The organism is Acidovorax sp. Leaf191, from assembly GCF_001424425.1.
Classification (GTDB): Bacteria; Pseudomonadota; Gammaproteobacteria; order Burkholderiales; family Burkholderiaceae_C; genus Acidovorax.
Window position 1 is genome coordinate 18010 of sequence record NZ_LMPT01000012.1, and the last position, 18338, is coordinate 36347.

Below are 18338 nucleotides of genomic sequence, written 5' to 3' on the forward strand. Positions count from 1 at the left end.
GTCTCCTGCCCGTCAATCAAATGCGTTCAACGATGGTGGCAATGCCCATGCCGCCGCCCACGCACAGCGTGGCCAGGCCGTAGCGCTGGCCCCGGCGGTGCAGCTCGTCGATCAGGGTGCCGAGGATCATCGCCCCCGTGGCGCCCAGCGGGTGACCCATGGCGATGGCGCCGCCGTTCACGTTGACCTTGTCGTGCGGCACGCCCAGCTCGCGCATGAAGCGCATGGGCACGGCGGCAAACGCCTCGTTCACTTCGAACAAATCGATCTGGTCGATGGCCATGCCCGCACGGGCCAGCGCTTTCCGGGCGGCGGGCACGGGGCCGGTGAGCATGATGGTGGGGTCGGCGCCGCTGAGCGCCGTGGCCACGATGCGCGCGCGCGGCGTGAGGCCGTGGGCCTTGGCGGCGGCCTCGTTGCCGATCAGCACGGCGGCGGCGCCGTCCACGATGCCGGACGAGTTGCCCGCGTGGTGCACATGGTGGATGCGCTCCACCTGCGGGTAGCGCTGCAGCGCCACGGCGTCGAAGCCCATGCCGCCCAGTTGCTCGAACGAGGCCTTGAGCGCACCCAGGCCTTCGAGGGTTGTCTTGGGCTTGATGAATTCGTCTTCCGCCAGGATGGTCTGGCCGATGAAGTCGCGCACGGGCACGACGGAATGCTTGAAGTAACCCGCGGCACGCGCCGCGGTGGAGCGGCGCTGCGATTCGAGCGCGAAGGCGTCCACGTCGGCGCGGGTGTAGCCGTCCAGCGTGGCGATCAGGTCGGCGCCGATGCCCTGGGGCACGAACAGCGTTTCCGAATTGGTGGCAGGGTCTTGCGCCCAGGCGCCGCCGTCGGAGCCGATGGGCACGCGGCTCATGCTCTCCACGCCGCCGGCCACCACCAGGTCTTCCCAGCCGCTGCGCACTTTTTGCGCGGCCATATTCACGGCTTCGAGGCCCGATGCGCAAAAGCGGTTGACCTGCACGCCCGCACAGCGAAAATCCCACCCAGCCTTGAGGGCGGCCACCTTGGGCAGCACCGAGCCCTGCTCGCCCACGGGCGAGACGATGCCCATGACCACGTCGTCCACCGCGGCCGTGTCGAAGCGGTGGCGTGCCTGCAGCTCGATCAGCAAGCCGGTGAGCAGGTCGATGGGCTTGACCTCGTGCAGGGTGCCGTCCTTCTTGCCCTTGCCGCGCGGGGTGCGCAGCGCATCGAATACAAAGGCTTCGGTCATGAATGGTCTCCGGTGGTCGTCACAATGGGTGAATCGCTGAGGGGTGACAGCGGGTGTTGGTGGCCTGCACCTCGCACACGCTGGTGCGTGGGGCGCATGGGCCGCTCACACCACGACAGCACGCTCTCTGACGCGGGTGCAGCGGTTTTTGCACTATCTTTGTGGGGTTGTCATCTAAATTTCTGGCTATGAAATCAAATCCATCCTCCGCCTTGCAGCGCATGGTCCGTGGCGCTATCGAGTACGACGACACGCGCGAGGGCTTTGCGCTCGAGCACCACGTGGCGCTGGCCGCATCCAGCGCGCTGGCGGTGTCGGCGTTCATGGCGCCGTCGCGGACTGCGGCCGCCGTGCGGGGCATCGGTGCTGGCTTGCTGCTGATGCGTGCGCTGAGCGGCAGCCAGGGCGTCCGTGCGTGGCTGAACGTGACCGACCGCCGCCCCGGTGCGCCGCTCAGTCCTGAAGAGGCACGCGCCGCCTGGTACCTGTAGGAGCGTTCGGCGCGTGCGGATACCCATTGGCCCTCCAGCCCAAGCAGCCGATCACGCTGCGCTGGTCGGAGCGCCGCGCGGGGCGTCGACCAGCTCAGCCTGACCAGCATGGGATGGCTGGACGCGAGGCCGAGGGCGCCAAGGGCGGTGCGGGGCGGGTTCACGTTGTCTTGCGCGTTGTGTCACTTGCCCAGGCCCATGGCACGCGCAATCACCTCTTTCATGATCTCGTTCGTGCCGCCGTAGATGCGCTGCACGCGCGCATCGGCGTAGGCGCGGGTGATGGGGTATTCCCACATGTAGCCGTAGCCACCGAAGAGCTGCACGCATTCGTCCATCACCTTGCACTGCAGGTCGGTGGTCCAGTACTTGGCCATGCTGGCGGTCTGGGTGTCGAGCTGGTCGCGCGTGATCAGCTCGCAGCATTTGTCGACGAACACGCGCGCCACCTGCACCTGAGTCTGCAGTTCGGCCAGGGTGTGGCGGGTGTTCTGGAATGAGGCCACGCTCTGGCCGAAGACCTTGCGGTCCTTCACATAGTCCACCGTCCAGTCGATGGCGGCCTGCGCGGCGGACACGGCGGTGATGGCGATCTGCAGGCGCTCCCACGGCAGCTGCTCCATCAGGCAGATGAAGCCACGCCCTTCCATGGCGGGGCCGCCCAGCAGGTTGTCGGCGGGCACCTTCACGTCGGTGAAGAACAGCTCGGAGGTGTCCTGCGCCTTCATGCCCATCTTCTTGAGGCGCTGGCCTTTTTCAAAGCCGGGCATGCCGCGCTCCACCAGGAAGAGGCTGGTGCCCTTGGCCCCGGCCGCCGGGTCGGTCTTGGCGACCACGATCACCAGGTCGGCGTGCCAGCCGTTGGTGATGAAGGTCTTGCTGCCGTTGAGCACATAGTGCGATCCATCGGCGCTCTTTAGCGCTGTGGTCTTGATGCCCTGCAGGTCGCTGCCGGCGGCGGGCTCGCTCATGGCGATGGCGCCCACCACCGCGCCGCTGGCCATGAGCGGCAGGTAGCGGCGCTTTTGTGCTTCGGTGCCGTAGTGCAGGATGTACGGCGCGACGATCTCGCTGTGCAGCCCGAAGCCGATGCCGGTGGTGCCGGCGCGCGCCAGCTCTTCCATCTGCGCCACCGAATAGAGCTTGTCGGCCCCGGCGCCGCCGTATTCCTCGGGCAGGCTCATGCACAGAAAGCCGTTGGCGCCCGCCTGGCTCCACACCTCGCGCGCCACGTAGCCCTGGTCTTCCCAGGCAGCGTGGTGGGGCACCACTTCCCTGTCGATGAAGCGGCGGAAGCTGTCGGCAAACGCCAGGTGGTCGCTCTGGAAAAGGGTGCGGTCGATCATGGCGGCGATCCTATTTTTGCAAAGTTACTGCTTGGTTAAATTCTGCCACTGTCCAAGCCCCAGCGCACCCCCGAATGAAAAAGCCGCCCGGGGGGGGCGGCTTTGGGGCGGCAGAGCCGGCGCGCGCCTACTTCACATAGTCCGACACCACTTTCCACTTGCCGTCGGTGATCTGCGACAGGCGCGACAGGTCGCTGCCCAGGCGCTTTTGCGGGCCGTAGGTGGCCTCGGCGCTGCCGAACATGTCGGGCGGGATGACCATGGTGTCCATGGCCTTGATGAAGCTGTCGGTGGTGAGGCCCGTGCCTGCCTTTTGCGCGGCCTTGATGAACGCGTCCACCGCGCCGTAGCCATACACCGAGAACACGGTGGGGTCTTCGTTGAACTTGGTCTTGTACTTGTTGGCCCAGAAGCGGATGGGCTGGCTGGCTTCGTCCAGGTAGGGGTGCTGCACCGTCATGGTGGCGTACAGGCCGTCCATGGGCTTGCCGCCCAGCTTGTGGATGAGGTCGGTGTAGGCGGCGCTCGAGCCGAGGAAGGTGGGGTTGAAGCCCGTCTTGCGCGACTCGCCGATGGTGCCGATGGTCTCGCGGATGATGGTGCCCAGAATCACGAAGTCGCAGCCCGACGACTTCATCTTGGCGACCTGGGACGAGAAGTCGGTGGCGCCGCGCTTGTACGAGGTCTTCTCGGCGAACTCCATGCCGATGGACTTGAGCGCCGCCTCGCCGCCGCGCATCACCTCCAGGCCGAACTCATCGTCCTGGTAGATGGTGCAGACCTTCTTGGCGTCTTTCTCCTTGATGAGCTTGGGCGCGGCCAGGCGGATCTGGTCGTAGTAGGTGGCGGCGAACGAGTACTTGAGCTTGTGGAAGGGCTCGTACATTTCGCGCGCGGCCGTCACCGGGAAGAAGTTGATCACGTTCTTGCTGAACTGCACCGGCATGGCGGCCAGGTTCTGCGCGGTGCCGATGTGCGCGATCATCATGAAGATCTTGTCCTGGTTGACAAGCTTTTGCGCGGCCAGCACGGCTTTCTTGGGGTCATAGCCCGAGTCCTCCACCTTGAGGTCGAGCTTGCGGCCGTTCACGCCGCCTTGCTCGTTGGCCTCGTCCACGCGCAGCATCATGCCCAGCCGCACCTGCTTGCCAAAGCCCGCCAGCGGGCCCGACAGATCCTGGATGGAGCCCAGCGTGATGGTGTCCTTGCTCACGCCCTGGGTGGCCTGTGCATGCGCGGCGCCTGCAGCCAGGGCCATGGCAGCCAGGGCTGCGATGGGATGAAGTTTCATGGCACGTCTCCTTCGGTTGGATCGAACACGATCGCTCGTTATAGAACGATGCCCGGGGTGGGGCACCAGCACTTTCCCTATCTGCGGCGGGCCTGGGTGGCGGTGCGCCCTGGCTTCGACAGGCTCAGCCCGAACGGTCGGGGGTGTGCTCGCAAGCGCACCGCCGCATTCCCGATGCCTCCCACATGTCCCGTTCCGCCTGAGCTTGTCGAAGGCCCGGAGGCCGGGGGGCCGCTGCGCAATGGGCCCAGGCTTCGACAAGCTCAGCCCGAACGGTGGGGGGATTGCAAGGTCTTCGGGCTCAATGCACCAACCCGCAACCCCCACCCTTTCAGCCTGAGCCTGTCGAAGGCCGCCCCTACCGGTACATCGCCTCGATCTGCGCCGCGTACTTCTGCTGCACCAGCTTGCGCTTGAGCTTCATGGTGGGCGTCAGTTCTTCGTCCTCGGCCGTGAGCTGGGTGTCGAGCAGGAAGAACTTCTTGATCTGCTCCACGCGGGCGAACTGCGTGTTCACGCGGTCGATCTCGGCCTGGATCAGGTCCTGCACCTCGCGCGCGCGGGTCAGGCTGGCGTAGTTGGAGAACGGCACGTCGTTGTCCTGCGCAAACTTCTCCACGTTCTCCTGGTCGATCATGATGATCACCGTGAGGTAGGGCAGCTTGTCGCCGATGACCACCGCGTCCGTCACGTAGGGGCTGAACTTGAGCTCGTTCTCCAGCTCGCTGGGCGTGATGTTCTTGCCACCGGCCGTGATGATGATGTCCTTCATGCGGTCGGTGATGCGCAGGTAGCCGTCGGCATCGATGGTGCCTACGTCGCCCGTGTGCAGCCAGCCGTCGGCGTCGATGGTCTCGGCCGTCTTCTCGGGCAGGTTGAGATAACCCTTGAACACGTTGGGGCCGCGCACCAGGATCTCGCCGGTGGCGGGGTCGATGCGCACCTCGTTGTAGGCCGCCGCAGGGCCGATGGAGCCGGGCTTGATGCGGCTGGCCGGCACGCCGGTGGCCGCGCCGCAGGTCTCCGTCATGCCCCATACCTCCAGCATGGGCACGCCCAGGGCGAGGTACCACTTCACCAGTTCGGGCGAGATGGGGGCCGCCCCCGTGACCAGAAAACGCGCGCGATGGATGCCGATGAGCTTGCGCACGTTGTTCAGCGCCAGCCAGCGCGCCAGCTGGAACTGCGCCTTCAGCAGCCCGCCCACGGGCTGGCCGGCCAGCACCAGATCGGCAATGCGCGTGCCCACGCCGATGGACCACGCATACGCCGCCTGCTGCAGCGCGGTGGATTCCTTGAGCGCGATCATCACGCCCGAATAGAACTTCTCCCACACCCGCGGCACGGCGGTGAACACGGTGGGTGCGATCTCGCGCACGTTCTCGGGCACGGTGTCGGGGTTCTCGACGAAGTTCAGGCGCGAGCCGGTGTACAGCGAGAAGTACTCGCCCCCCATGCGCTCGGCGATGTGGCACAGCGGCAGGAAGCACATGGCCTCGTCCTGGTCCGTGCGCGAGATCAGCGTGTTGTAGCCGCGAACGGTGTAGGCCAGCGCGGCGTGCGTGTGCATGGCGCCCTTGGGCTTGCCGGTGGTGCCCGAGGTGTAGACGAGGATGGCCACGTCCTCGGGCTGGCAGGCCTGCACGCGGCGCATGAGCGCGTCTGGGTTCTGCTGGTTCCAGGCGCGGCCCAGGTCGCGCAGTGCCTGCAGGCTGATGACGCCAGGGTCCTGCAGCCCGCGCAGGCCTTCCATGTCGAACACGATGATCCTGCGCAGCAGCGGCAGGCCCGCACGCACCTCCAGCGCCTTGTCGAGCTGCTCGTCGTTTTCGACAAACAGCACGGTGGTGGCGGAGTCTTCGCTCAGGTAGTGCACCTGCGCCGCGGCGTCGGTGGGGTAGATGCCGTTGGAGACGCCGCCGCAGCTGAGCACGGCCAGGTCGGCCAGCACCCATTCGATGTTGGTGTTCGACAGGATGGACGCGCAGTCGCCGCGCGCAAAGCCCAGCGCCATGAGGCCGCCCGCGATCTCGCGCACGGCCTCGGCGGTCTGGTCCCAGGTCCAGCTCTTCCAGATGCCCAGCTCTTTTTGCCGCATCCACACAGCCGGGCCGCGCAATGCCACCGCATTCCAGAACATGGCGGAGATGGTGCTGCCGGCCAGCACGTCGGTGCCGGCGGGCTGGATGTGATCGAGGTCCCAGAGATTCGACATGTGGACTTATCTCCAGGTTTTTTTCTTCTTCCACCGCCGCTCGCCCCGCACGCCTTCGTCCTTCATGCCCAGGTAGAACTCCTTGATGTCGTCCTTCTCGCGCAGGCGTTCGCAGCTGTCTTCCATCACGATGCGGCCGTTCTCCAGCACGTAGCCGTAGTCCGAGGCGTTGAGCGCCATGTTGGCGTTCTGCTCCACCAGCAAGATGGTGGTGCCGCGCTCGCGGTTGATGCGCACCACGATCTCGAAGATTTCCTTGGTGAGCTTGGGCGACAGGCCCAGGCTGGGCTCGTCGAGCAGGATGAGCTCGGGGTTGGCCATCAGCGCGCGCGAGATGGCCAGCATCTGCTGCTGCCCGCCCGACAGCAGGCCAGCGTCCTGCGCGGCGCGCTCCTTGAGGATGGGGAAGTAGCCGTACACCGTTTCGATGTCGCGCGCGACGGCATCGGTGTCGCTGCGGGTGTAGGCGCCCATGAGCAGGTTGTCGCGCACCGACAGCAGTGCAAACACCTCGCGCCCCTCGGGCACGTGCATGAGGCCGCGGCGCACGATGGCCGCGGGGTCGCGCGCGGTGATGTCCTGGCCCTGGAATTCGATGGTGCCCTTGCGCGGGTCGATGATGCCGCTGATGGTCTTCAAGATGGTGGTCTTGCCCGCGCCGTTGCTGCCCAGCACGGCCGCGATCTCCCCGCGCCGCACCTGCAGGCTCACGCCGCGGATGGCCTTGATGGGGCCGTAGGCGCTCTCCACGTTCTGCAATTTCAGCAGGGGTTGGGGGTCGGCCACGGCCGCGGTGCCAGCGTTGTCGACGGCGAGAACGGCGCTCATGCCCGCACCCCCTGGCTGGAACCGGCCGGGCGGCGCAGGTTGCTCACGTCGTCGATGGTGCCGAGGTAGGCCTCGATGACGCCGGGGTGCGACTGCACCTCGCGCGGCGTGCCCATCGCCACCACTTCGCCCTGGTTCATGGCCAGCACGCGGTCGGACACCTTGGAGACCAGCGACATGTCGTGTTCCACCATCAGCACGGTGATGCCGAGCTCGTGCTGGATGTCCTGGATCCAAAAAGCCATGTCGTCGGTCTCCTCCACGTTCAGGCCCGACGAGGGCTCGTCGAGCAGCAGCAGCTGGGGCTCGGTGCACAGCGCGCGCGCCAGCTCCACCACCTTGCGCACGCCGTACGGCAGGCCGGCCACCAGCGTGTCGCGGTAGTGCTGCAGGTCGAGAAAGTCGATGACCTGCTCGGCCTTCTCGCGGGCTCGCACCTCGGCGTCGCGCACCTTGCGGGTGAAGAACATCTCTGCCCACACGCCGGTCTCGCGGCGCGTGTGGCGACCGATCAGCAGGTTGTGCAGCACGCTCGCATGCTCGAACAGCTCGATGTTCTGGAAGGTGCGGGCGATGCCCAGGCCCGCCACCTTGTGCGGCGGCTGGTCAGTCAAAGGCAGCATGGCACCGCCCGGGCCCGCGTACGCGATGGTGCCGGTGGTGGGCGTGTAGATGCGGCTGATGAGGTTGAACACCGTGGTCTTGCCGGCGCCATTGGGGCCGATGAGGGTGAACACCTCGCCCCGGCGCACGTCGAAGCTCACGTTGTTGACCGCCAGCACGCCGCCAAAGCGCACGCTGAGGTTCTGGGCGGTGAGCAGGATGTCGTCGTTCATTTCAGCCTGTCCGATTTTTGGAAGGACTTCTGCCGCTTGAACATCCCCCTGCGGTAGAACGGGAACATCTGCAGCCAGGTGCGCACCTTGAGCCAGCGGCCGTACAGGCCCATGGGCTCGAACAGCACGAACGCGATCAGCACCGCGCCGTAAACCACGGCCTGCAGCCCAGGCGCCTGGCCGATGGCGGCGGGCAGCCAGTCCTTGCTGAGCGAAATCATCTGGGGCATGGTGATGAGGAAGATGGCCCCGAGGAACGCGCCATGCACCGACCCGAGCCCACCGATCACGATCATCAGCAGCAGGTCGATGGACTGCAGGATGTTGAACTGGTCGGGCGAGATGAACTGCAGCTTGTGCGCATAGAGCGCACCGCCGATGCCGGCGAGGGCCGCCGAGATGGAAAACGACAGCGTCTTGTACCGCGCCAGGTGGATGCCCATGCTCTGCGCCGATATTTCCGAATCGCGGATCGCGACGAAGGCCCGGCCCGTGGAGGACCGCAGCAGGTTCAGGATGGCCAGCGTGCTGACCACGGCAATCACGAGACACAGAAAGTAGAACGACTCGGTGGATTCGAACTTGAATCCCCAGATTTCGGGCGGCACCAGGTGCTTGCCGGAGTTGCCGCCCGTCACCGATTCCCACCGCGCGAACACCTCTTCGACGATGAACCCGAACGACAGCGTGGCCATGCCCAGGTAGATGCCCTTGACGCGCAGCGCGGGCAGGCCCACCACCACGCCCACGGCGGCCGACAGCCCCGCCGCGCAGGCCAGCGACAGCGCGAACGGCCAGCCCATGCCCGTGAGCACCGCCTGCGTGTACGCCCCCACGCCGAGGAAGGCCGCATGCCCCAGCGAGAACAGCCCCGTGAACCCCGCCAGCAGCATGAGCCCCAGGCCCACGATGGCGTAGATCAGCACGAAGGTGAGCTGCGCCAGCCAGTACTCGGGGGCCACCCAGGGAGCTGCGACCAGCGCCACGGCCAGCAGGCTGTACCAGAAGACATGCCCGCCATGTTTTGCCAGGCGCAGGCCTTGTTCGTAGGAGGTCTTGAAAAGAAAGCGCATGGTGTCAGACTTTCTTTCTCAATTTTTCGCCGAACAGACCGTTGGGTTTGACCATCAGCATGATCAGCACCACGATGTACGCGGCCGTGTCCTTGAAGCCGTCGGGCAGGTAGAAGCCCGACAGCGATTCGACGATACCGATGACCAGCCCTCCCACGATGGCGCCCGGCAGGCTGCCGAAGCCGCCCACCACGGCCGCCGGAAAGGCCTTGAGGCCGATCATCCCCATGTTGGCGTGCACGAAGGTGATGGGCGCTAGCAGCAGCCCCGCCACCGCGGCCACGGCGGCGGCCAGGCCCCAGGCCAGCCCGTTGAGCCTCTGCACGGGGATGCCCATGTAGTAGGCCGCCAACTGGTTCTGCGACGAGGCCTGCATCGCAATGCCCAGCTTGCTGTAGCGGAACATCGCGAACAGCAGCAGGCACAGCACGGCGGTGGCGCCGATGACCACCAGTTGCTCGGCGTTGAGCACCAGCGCCCCCACCCGCAGCGACATGTCCTTGTAGGGCACGGGCAGCGTGTGGGTCTCGGTGCCGATGTTGGGGATCATCGTCACCAGGCCGCGAAGCACATAGCCGATGCCGATGGTGAGCATGACGATGGAGAACGCGGGCTGGCCGAGGATGGGGCGGATGACGGCGCGCTCGAGTACGGTGCCGAAAAGGCCCATGGCCAGGATGCTCGCGATCACCGCCACCCAGAACGGAAAGCCCAGCACCGTCATGAGCGCCAGTCCGCAGAACGCGCCCAGCATCATGAGTTCGCCCTGCGCGAAGCTCACGGTTTCGGTGGCCTTGTAGATCAGCACGAAGCCCAGCGCGATCAGCCCGTAGATGCACCCCTGGGAGACACCACTGATCAACAGTTGCACGAATTGCACACGGGCTCTCCCGAAGAGGACTGACGCAGATCGGACGGGGGCAACGCGCAGGGCCTTGGACATGCGGTGTGTCCGTCCTGGTCTGCGTGGGCCTTGGCAGATATTTATACAAAGCGATTGCTTTGCATAAATAATGGTGCACGTGCTGCGGGCGCACCGCACTCGGGGCTAACCCTGATGGCGCGTTCAGGGGCATGGAGTGCGGGGGGCCGCGGCGCATATTGACGCAGCCCGGTGCACGGCGCAATAAGGGTTGCGGCCTAGGCGGGCTCGGGTTGCCGGGGCGGGCACCCATCGCGGTATCGGGCGTGTCAGCGGTGTTGGTCGCGTCGGGGCGCGCTGCAGGCGCCATGCAGACGGCCTGGAGAGGCTTGGGTGGCCTGGTGGCGCACCGGCGCGGGCCTCGGGATCGCTCGCGCGCTCATGGCGTGCCGTGTCGCGTGGGTGACATGAAGCGGCTTCGCTCAGCTGCGCGCGACGTTGCGATCCGTCCTGCTCGATCGCTGCAGGACCGGGGCGGGCGTACCGCAGAGAGAGTTTTAAGGAAAAATAGCCGCTACCGCTTTATCACCAAGCGCTGGAAGCTATAAAAATAGTAGCATCCACGGTGCAGGCCTCTTCACGAAGCGCTGGCGCCACCGCACAGGAGCCGAACAGGAACCGCATGAGCAAGACCAACCACAACACGCCCTCTGCCGCCGAGCCGCGGGCGTTCGAGCCTGAGTTCATCACCGGGCTCAAGGCCATCTTCGAAGAGAAGATCGTGTTCAACCAGGTGCTGGGCCTGAAGGTCACGAGCCTCAGGCCCGACGGCGTGACCGGCCGCATCGACATGAAGCCCGAGCTGGTGGGGCACTACGCGTACAACCGCATCCACGGCGGCGTGATCAGTGCGGGCCTGGATGCGATGGGCGGCCTGGCCGTGATGGCCGCCATCGGTGCCAAGCACATGGACGAGCCGCCGGAGCAGCGCCTGCACCGCTTTGCCAAGCTGGGCACCATCGACCTGCGCATCGACTACCTGCGCCCGGGCATCGGCAGCCATTTCGAGCTGCGCGCCAACGTGCTGCGCCTGGGCTCGCGCGTGGCCAGCACCCGCATGGAATTCCTGGGGCCGGACGGCGAGATCATGTCGGCGGGAGCGGCTGCGTACATCGTGTCGTAGCGGGCTGCGCGCTCGCCAGCAGGGGGAGGGCGCGATCGGGTGGCTTGGCTCCAGCGCTGCAATGCCTAAAGTTCAACCCGGCGCAGCGTTCACCGCCGAATGTGTGATCCCGCAAGCCTTGCAAGTGCATGCAACGAGAGAACCGTTTGGTTACCGTTCTTGCGTAACGAAGGCATCTTTCCCTACACACGGTCCCTACGATGACTTCTTTTCAAGGAGATCTGATGGCCGTGCAAAACCCCTTCTTTGGCAAGCGTGAACCCGAATCGTTCCAACCCCGCCACAGCGCCACCACTTCCACACCGACCCCCTCCACCTCCGCCGGCCTGACGGGCACGGCGGCGACCAGCGGGCTCAATGCGCAGGCGCTGTCGGGCTCTGCGGCCAAGTCGCCCACCGACACCACGGGCAGCAAGCTCACGGTGGGCCCCAACATCAAGCTCAAGGGCGTGGAGATCACCGATTGCGACACGCTCGTGGTCGAAGGCACGGTCGAGGCCACCATGGATTCGCGCGTGATCCAGATCTCCGAGAACGGCGCCTTTCGCGGCTCGGCCGAGATCGACATCGCCGAGATCCATGGCGAGTTCAACGGCACGCTGACCGTGCGCCAGAAGCTCGTGATCTACAGCACGGGCAAGGTCAACGGCAAGATCCGCTACGGCAAGCTCGTGGTGGAAGAGGGCGGCCAGCTGGCGGGCGAGATCGAAGCCGGTTTTGCCAGCGGCGCATCATCGTCGTCGAGCGCGCAGCGCACCGCATCCGCGCCCCTGCGGGCTGAGCCCACTGCCATGGCGGCCTGATCGCCGCGCCGCCTTGGCGGCATTCCACCCCGCAAGGCAACCACCCATCCAGGCACCCGCGATGGCCCAGCCAATGGGCTGGCGTTCATCGCAACGGGTGCTTTTTGATTGGCGCCTGTGCCCCTGCGCCGCGCGCCTGGGGGCCCGATGCGCAGGGTTGCCAGGTGCCGGCCCCGGTGGTGCCCCAGCGCTGCGATGACCCAGCGCTGCCCCAGTAGCATCCGTGTGGCTATTGCTCCGCTGCCGCAGGCGGCTGCGTGAGCTTGGGCACGGACCGCGGGCGGCCTTGTTCGTCGATGGCCACGTAGGTCAGGCGGGCCTCGGTCACCTTCACATACCGGCCCTGTTCGGCAAAACGCTCGGCGTACACCTCCACCTCGACCGTGATCGAGGTGTTACCCACGCGCGTGATGGCCGAGCAGAACGACAGGATGTCGCCCACCCGCACGGGCTGCTTGAAGATGAATTCGTTGACCGCCACCGTGGCCATGCGGCCCTGCACGTAGCGCGCGGGCAGCACGGAGCCCGCCAGATCCACCTGCGCCATCACCCAGCCGCCGAAGATGTCGCCGTTGGCGTTGCAGTCCGCGGGCATGGGGATGACCTTGAGCACCAGCTCCTTGTCTGTGGGCAATGCGGCGGGTGGTGGGCTGAAGATGGCAGACATGGGCAAAATCCCGGGTAGATAAAAAAACAACCGGAATTGTCCCCCATGCGCCGCACCGGCGAATCCACCTCCCCCCTCCCCACGCCCCCGGGCGCCGCCGCGGCGGCCTCCACGCAGTCCGACTGGTCCACGCTCTCCCGCCTGTTCCCCTACCTGTGGCAGTACAAGTGGCGCGTGCTCGCGGCCCTGCTGTTCATGGTGGGGGCCAAGGTGGCCAACGTGAGCGTGCCGCTGTTGCTCAAGAACTTGGTCGATGCGATGAGCATCAAGCCCGGCGACCCCACGGCGGTGCTGGTGGTGCCGGTGGGCCTGCTGGTGGCCTACGGGCTGCTGCGCCTGTCCACCTCGCTGTTCACCGAGCTGCGCGAACTGGTGTTCTCGCGCGCCACGCAGGGCGCCACGCGCAGCATTGCGCTGGCCACGTTCGAGCACCTGCATGCGCTGAGCCTGCGCTTTCATCTGGAGCGGCAGACCGGTGGCATGACGCGCGACATCGAGCGCGGCGTGAAGGGCATCGAGTCGCTGATCTCGTACTCGCTCTACAGCATCGTGCCCACGCTGATCGAGGTGGTGCTGGTGCTCACCATCCTGGCCGTGAAGTTCGACGCCTGGTTCGCGTGGATCACGCTGTGCGCGCTGGGCCTGTACATCCTGTTCACCGTGACGGTGACCGAATGGCGTACCAAGTACCGGCGCGAGGCCAACGAGCTCGATTCGGCCGCACACACCAAGGCGGTGGATTCGCTGCTGAACTACGAGACGGTCAAGTACTTCAACAACGAGGGCTTCGAGGCGCGGCGCTACGACGAGAGCCTGGACCGCTACCGCCGATCGCGCATCAAGGCGCAGTTCACGCTGTCGCTGCTCAACACCGGCCAGCAGCTCATCATCGCGGTGGGCCTGGTGGCCATGCTGTGGCGTGCCACGCAGGGCGTGGCGGCGGGCACCATGACGCTGGGCGACCTGGTCATGGTCAACGCCTACATGATCCAGCTGTACATCCCGCTCAACTTCCTGGGCGTGATCTACCGCGAGATCAAGCAGAACCTGACCGACCTGGACAAGATGTTCACCTTGCTCGACCGCGAGCGCGAGGTGGCCGATGCCCCCGGCGCGCAGCCCCTGGCAGGGCTGGACCAGCCCACGGTGCGCTTCGAGGACGTGCACTTCGCCTACGACCCCCAGGGCGGCCGCACCATCCTGCACGGCGTGAGTTTCGAGATCCCGGCCGGCAAGACGGTGGCGGTGGTGGGGCCGTCGGGCTCGGGCAAGAGCACGCTGGCGCGGCTGCTGTTCCGCTTCTATGACATCCAGCAGGGCCGCATCACCATCGCCGGCCAGGAGATCCGCGGCGTGACACAGGCCAGCGTGCGCCAGGCCATCGGCATCGTGCCGCAGGACACCGTGCTCTTCAACGACACCGTGGCTTACAACATCGCCTACGGCCGCCCGGGCGCCACGCAGGACGAGGTCGAGGCCGCGGCCCGCTCGGCGCGCATCCACGACTTCATCGCCAGCGCGCCCAAGGGCTACGGCACCATGGTGGGCGAGCGCGGGCTCAAGCTGTCGGGTGGCGAAAAGCAGCGCGTGGCCATCGCGCGCACGCTGCTCAAGAACCCGCCCATCCTCATCTTCGACGAGGCCACCTCGGCGCTGGACTCGGCCAACGAGCGCGCCATCCAGGCCGAGCTGCAGAGCGTGGCGCAGAACAAGACCACGCTGGTGATCGCGCACCGCCTGTCCACCGTGGTGGACGCGCACGAGATCCTGGTCATGGAGTCGGGCCGCATCATCGAGCGCGGCACGCATGCGCAGCTGCTGTCGCAGCGCGGGCGGTATTCGAGCATGTGGGCACTGCAGAATGAGAGCTCCCCCTGAAGCGCTTCGCGCTATCCCCCTGAGGGGGACGCCACCGGTGGCCCGGCAGAGCCGGTTCCACGGTGGCGCTGGTGGGGCCGTGCTTGTTGCATGCGTCGGTGGGGTGACTGACGTTGCCTGCCTCTGTGGCGTCCCTTGTTTTGTTCCGTTGTTTTCGGTTCCTCGTTCATCCTGTTCCTTCCGCTCCCATGAAACCTGTCCTGCTTGCCCTCATGTTCCTGTCCGAAGAACACCGCGCCCAGATGGCGCAGTCGTTCGAGGTGATCTATGCGCCCGACGCGGCGCAGGCTGCGGCGGCGATAGCCGGGCATGGCGCGCGCATCGCGGTGGTGCTGACCATCGGCGCCACGGGCCTGTCCGCGGCGCAGATCGATGCGCTGCCGCAGGTGTCGCTGATCTGCGCGCTGGGCGCGGGCTACGAGAACATCGCGGTGGCGCATGCCAAGGCGCGTGGCATCGTGGTGGCCAACGGCGCGGGCACCAATGACGACTGCGTGGCCGACCATGCGTTCGGGCTGCTGATCGCCACCGTGCGTGGCATCCCCAGGCTGGACGGCCTCACGCGCCAGGGCGTGTGGCGCACGGCGCTGCCGCTGCCGCCCAACGTGTCGCACAAGCGGCTGGGCATCATCGGCCTGGGCACCATCGGCAAGAAGATCGCCCAGCGCGCGCTGGGCTTCGAGATGGAGGTGGGCTACCACAACCGCAGTGCGCGCAGCGATGTGGCCTACCGTTACTTCGCCGACGTGGCGGCGCTCGCCGGGTGGGCGGATTTTCTGATCGTGGCCACGCCCGGCGGCGCGGGCACGCAGCATCTGGTCGATGCGCAGGTGCTGCGGGCTTTGGGCCCGGGCGGCCATGTGGTCAACATCGCGCGCGGCAGCGTCATCGACACCGCCGCGCTGGCTCAGGCGCTGCGCGATGGCACCATCGCAGGCGCGGGCCTGGACGTGTACGAGAGCGAGCCTGCGCCGCCGGCCGAACTGACCGGCCTGGACACCGTGGTGCTCACCCCCCACGTCGCCGGCTGGTCGCCCGAGGCGGTGCAGGCGTCGGTGGACCGCTTCCTGGAGAACGCGCGCCGGCACCTGGCGGGCGAGGCGCCGGTGTCGCCGATCTGAATTACGGCCAGATGGATATCTGGCCGTGATTCACCATGCACCTGGGCAACTAGAGCGGTGGCTGGTGAACTGGGCGTCGCGGTGAAGGGGTCGTAGGCGCGTTTTTCCGTGTAGTGCTATTTGCGCTACATGGCTACAATGTGCGCATGACTGCCCTCACCGTTCATCCCCTGTCGTTGCGCCTGGCCACCGGCGACCTGGCCATCATCGACCGCGCCGCCGCGCTGCGCGGTCGGTCGCGCACCGAGTTCATGCGCGATGCCGCCGTGCGGGCTGCGGAAGAAGCGTTGCTCGAAGCCCTGCCCATCCGCATGAGTCCCGAGGGCTTCGAGGCCTTTCTGTCCGTGCTCGCCGAGCCCGGTACGCCCGTGCCGGAGATGGTGCAGACGCTGCAGCGCACCGCGCCCTGGGAACGCACCCTGTGAAGATCGAAGGGCCGCAGGCCCTGACGGCCCAGCACGAGGTGTCGTCGTTCTCGTGCGGCCACCCCGCGCTCGACCGGTGGCTGCACACCCGCGCGCTGTCCAACCAGCAAAAGGGCTTCACGGCCGTGGTCGTCGTGCATGTGCAGGGCCGCGTGGTGGGTTTCTACGGCCTGTCGCCCACGGCGGTGCTGCCCGTGCAACTGCCGCGCTCCGTCCGCACCGGCCAGCCGCCCGATCCGGTGCCCTGCCTGCTATTGGGGCAACTGGCCACCGACAGCCGCTGGGCCGGGCAGGGCGTGGGTACAGGCTTGGTCAAGCATGCCTTGCAGCGCAGCGTGGCAGCGGCCCAGCTCATCGGTGGCCGTGCTCTGGTCGTTCACGCTGTGGATGAGGGTGCCGCCGCATTCTGGACGCGGCGGGGCTTCATCGCTTCACGCGACGACCCGCTGGTGCTGTTTCGGTCCATGGCGGACATCGCGGCATCGGTGGCGGCTGCGGATGGTGCTGCATGAGGACGAGCAATCAGCAGCAGATGCAGCCAGCCTTGATGGCGATGAAAAGTCAGCCAATGAGCTGGAAGAGAGAAGCACCATGGACCTGAAAGCCCTGCAAACCCGGTTGCGAGAGTTCGCTGCCGAGCGCAACTGGCAGCCGTTCCACACACCCAAGAACCTGTCGATGGCGCTGATGGTGGAGGCGGCCGAGCTGGCCGAGATCTTCCAGTGGATGACGCCCGAGCAGTCCCTGGCCGCGCGCGACGACCCGGCGCTCACTGAGCCCATCGCCGACGAGGTGGCCGACGTGCTGCTGTACCTGCTGCAGATCGCCGACCACGCGGGCGTGGACCTGCACGCTGCGGTGGAGCGCAAGCTGGCGAAGAACGCGGTGAAACACCCTCCACCCAAAGCCCCCAACCTGTGACACACGAAAAAAGAGCTGCTACCGCTTGATAGACAAGCGCCAGCAGCTCCTTTTTTGATAGCGTCAGCTTACTTGCGCGCCGCAATCGCCTTCTCGGCCGACGTCACCAGGTCGGCGCCGATCTGGCCCCTCCACTTGTCGTACACCGGGCGTGTGACCTTCACGAAAGCTACGCGCTCGGCGGGGGACAGTTGCGTCACGGTCACGCCGTTGGCGGCGATGTCCTTGAGCAGGGGCTTGTCGGCCTCGACCATGCCCTTGCGTGCGATGGCGATCTCTTCCTTGCCGGCGTCGATGGCGGCCTGCTTGACGATTTCGCGGTCGGCAGGGGTCCAGGAGGCCCAGATGTCCTTGTTGACCACGAAGATCAGCGGGTCGTTCACGTAGCCCCACATCGTCACGTGCTTTTGCGCCACGGTGTGCAGCTTGGCGGCCATGTAGACGGCGATGGGGTTCTCCTGGCCGTCCACGGCGCCGCTGGCAAAGGCGGGCTGTGCGTCGGCCCAGCTCATTTGCGTGGGGTTGGCGCCCAGCGCGGTGAAGGTGTCCAGGAACAGGGGCGAGCCCACCACGCGGATCTTCAGGCCCTTGAGGTCCTCGGGCGTCTTGATGGCCTTCTTGGAGTTGGAGATTTCGCGGTAGCCGTTCTCGCCCCAGGCGAGCGGCACCACGCTGGCCTTGTCCAGCGTGGCGAAGATCTGCTTGCCCACGTCGCCCTGCGTCACCGCGTCCACCGCCGCGTAGTCGGGGAACAGGAAGGGCAGCGAGAACAGGTTCAGTTGCTTGACCTGGGGCGACCAGTTGATGGTGGAGCCCACGGCCATGTCGATCACGCCCTGGCGCAGTGCGGAGAATTCGCGCGTCTGGTCGCCCTGGATCAGCGAGACGCCGGGGTACAGCTTGATGTTGATGCGGCCGCTGGTGCGCTCGCGAACCTTGTTGGCCCACAGTTCGCCGCCCTTGCCCCAGGGGAAGGCGGTGCCCAGCACCAGCGACATGCGGTACTCGCTCTTGTAGGCGGTCTGTGCGATGGCGGCAGGGGCCGTGAAGGCCAGGGCCGCTGCGGCGGCCACGGCCGAGGTCAGGAAGGTGCGCAGTTTCATGGTGTCAGTCTCCTTGTAGAAATCGATGGGTCAATGCGTCAGTCAGTCAGTCAATGCAATGCGTCGGTACGGC

18 protein-coding genes are annotated in these 18338 nt (G+C 66.5%); 8 read left to right on the plus strand and 10 right to left on the minus strand.

Annotated elements, in window-relative coordinates; all coding sequences use genetic code 11:
- Positions 1-16: 16 nt before the first annotated feature.
- A complete protein-coding gene (locus ASG27_RS08685) occupies positions 17-1222 on the minus strand; it encodes an acetyl-CoA C-acetyltransferase (RefSeq protein ID WP_056416622.1) in 1206 nt (401 codons plus the stop codon).
- A gap of 188 nt (positions 1223-1410) precedes the next feature.
- Here ASG27_RS08685 and ASG27_RS08690 point away from each other — a divergent pair, with 188 nt between their 5' ends.
- The gene (locus ASG27_RS08690; protein ID WP_235504013.1) at positions 1411-1713 is read left to right on the plus strand and encodes a hypothetical protein; all 303 of its coding nucleotides are present in this window, start codon (positions 1411-1413) and stop codon (positions 1711-1713) included.
- 182 nt (positions 1714-1895) lie between these two features.
- Here ASG27_RS08690 and ASG27_RS08695 read toward each other — a convergent pair whose 3' ends face one another.
- The 7 genes from ASG27_RS08695 to ASG27_RS08725 all read right to left on the minus strand — a co-directional run bounded on the left by ASG27_RS08695 (position 1896) and on the right by ASG27_RS08725 (position 10182).
- The gene (locus ASG27_RS08695) at positions 1896-3059 is read right to left on the minus strand and encodes an acyl-CoA dehydrogenase family protein (protein WP_056416616.1); all 1164 of its coding nucleotides are present in this window, start codon (positions 3057-3059) and stop codon (positions 1896-1898) included.
- A gap of 127 nt (positions 3060-3186) precedes the next feature.
- On the minus strand, positions 3187-4350 hold the full coding sequence (locus ASG27_RS08700) for an ABC transporter substrate-binding protein (protein ID WP_056416613.1): 1164 nt from the start codon (positions 4348-4350) through the stop codon (positions 3187-3189).
- Between the two features lie 358 nt (positions 4351-4708).
- On the minus strand, positions 4709-6565 hold the full coding sequence (locus ASG27_RS08705; RefSeq protein WP_056416610.1) for an AMP-dependent synthetase/ligase: 1857 nt from the start codon (positions 6563-6565) through the stop codon (positions 4709-4711).
- Between the two features lie 6 nt (positions 6566-6571).
- Positions 6572-7393: an ABC transporter ATP-binding protein gene (locus tag ASG27_RS08710; protein ID WP_056163951.1), complete on the minus strand. Its 822-nt coding sequence runs from the start codon at positions 7391-7393 to the stop codon at positions 6572-6574.
- Positions 7390-8229 (minus strand): ABC transporter ATP-binding protein, encoded by an 840-nt coding sequence (locus tag ASG27_RS08715; RefSeq protein WP_056416607.1) that lies wholly within the window; start codon positions 8227-8229, stop codon positions 7390-7392. Before ASG27_RS08715 ends, ASG27_RS08710 begins: the two co-directional genes overlap by 4 nt.
- On the minus strand, positions 8226-9302 hold the full coding sequence (locus ASG27_RS08720; protein WP_056416605.1) for a branched-chain amino acid ABC transporter permease: 1077 nt from the start codon (positions 9300-9302) through the stop codon (positions 8226-8228). Before ASG27_RS08720 ends, ASG27_RS08715 begins: the two co-directional genes overlap by 4 nt.
- Before the next feature lie 4 nt (positions 9303-9306).
- Positions 9307-10182: a branched-chain amino acid ABC transporter permease gene (locus ASG27_RS08725; RefSeq protein ID WP_056163944.1), complete on the minus strand. Its 876-nt coding sequence runs from the start codon at positions 10180-10182 to the stop codon at positions 9307-9309.
- Between the two features lie 664 nt (positions 10183-10846).
- On the opposite strand from ASG27_RS08725, the gene ASG27_RS08730 reads away from it, so the two are divergent.
- Together ASG27_RS08730 and ASG27_RS08735 are read left to right on the plus strand one after the other, a co-directional pair.
- On the plus strand, positions 10847-11347 hold the full coding sequence (locus ASG27_RS08730; protein ID WP_056416602.1) for a thioesterase family protein: 501 nt from the start codon (positions 10847-10849) through the stop codon (positions 11345-11347).
- 224 nt (positions 11348-11571) lie between these two features.
- The gene (locus ASG27_RS08735; RefSeq protein ID WP_056416598.1) at positions 11572-12150 is read left to right on the plus strand and encodes a bactofilin family protein; all 579 of its coding nucleotides are present in this window, start codon (positions 11572-11574) and stop codon (positions 12148-12150) included.
- A 229-nt stretch (positions 12151-12379) separates the two neighbouring features.
- Here ASG27_RS08735 and ASG27_RS08740 read toward each other — a convergent pair whose 3' ends face one another.
- Positions 12380-12817 (minus strand): acyl-CoA thioesterase, encoded by a 438-nt coding sequence (locus tag ASG27_RS08740; RefSeq protein ID WP_056416595.1) that lies wholly within the window; start codon positions 12815-12817, stop codon positions 12380-12382.
- Between the two features lie 45 nt (positions 12818-12862).
- Between ASG27_RS08740 and ASG27_RS08745 the strand changes: the two genes are divergently transcribed.
- From ASG27_RS08745 to ASG27_RS08765, 5 genes are all read left to right on the plus strand, one after another.
- Positions 12863-14695, plus strand: coding sequence for an ABCB family ABC transporter ATP-binding protein/permease (locus tag ASG27_RS08745; protein WP_056416592.1), 1833 nt, complete (start codon positions 12863-12865; stop codon positions 14693-14695).
- A 188-nt stretch (positions 14696-14883) separates the two neighbouring features.
- Entirely contained in the window at positions 14884-15816 is a 933-nt protein-coding gene (locus ASG27_RS08750; protein ID WP_056416589.1) for a 2-hydroxyacid dehydrogenase, read from the plus strand.
- Between the two features lie 146 nt (positions 15817-15962).
- On the plus strand, positions 15963-16241 hold the full coding sequence (locus ASG27_RS08755; protein WP_056416587.1) for a type II toxin-antitoxin system TacA family antitoxin: 279 nt from the start codon (positions 15963-15965) through the stop codon (positions 16239-16241).
- Positions 16238-16753 (plus strand): GNAT family N-acetyltransferase, encoded by a 516-nt coding sequence (locus tag ASG27_RS08760; protein WP_056163925.1) that lies wholly within the window; start codon positions 16238-16240, stop codon positions 16751-16753. The genes ASG27_RS08755 and ASG27_RS08760 overlap by 4 nt, the downstream gene beginning before the upstream one ends.
- Before the next feature lie 79 nt (positions 16754-16832).
- Entirely contained in the window at positions 16833-17162 is a 330-nt protein-coding gene (locus tag ASG27_RS08765) for a nucleotide pyrophosphohydrolase (protein ID WP_056164135.1), read from the plus strand.
- A 68-nt stretch (positions 17163-17230) separates the two neighbouring features.
- On the opposite strand, the gene ASG27_RS08770 is transcribed toward ASG27_RS08765, so the two are convergent.
- Complete coding sequence (locus ASG27_RS08770; RefSeq protein WP_056416584.1) at positions 17231-18265, minus strand: DctP family TRAP transporter solute-binding subunit; 1035 nt, start codon at positions 18263-18265, stop codon at positions 17231-17233.
- Positions 18266-18338 lie beyond the last annotated feature (73 nt).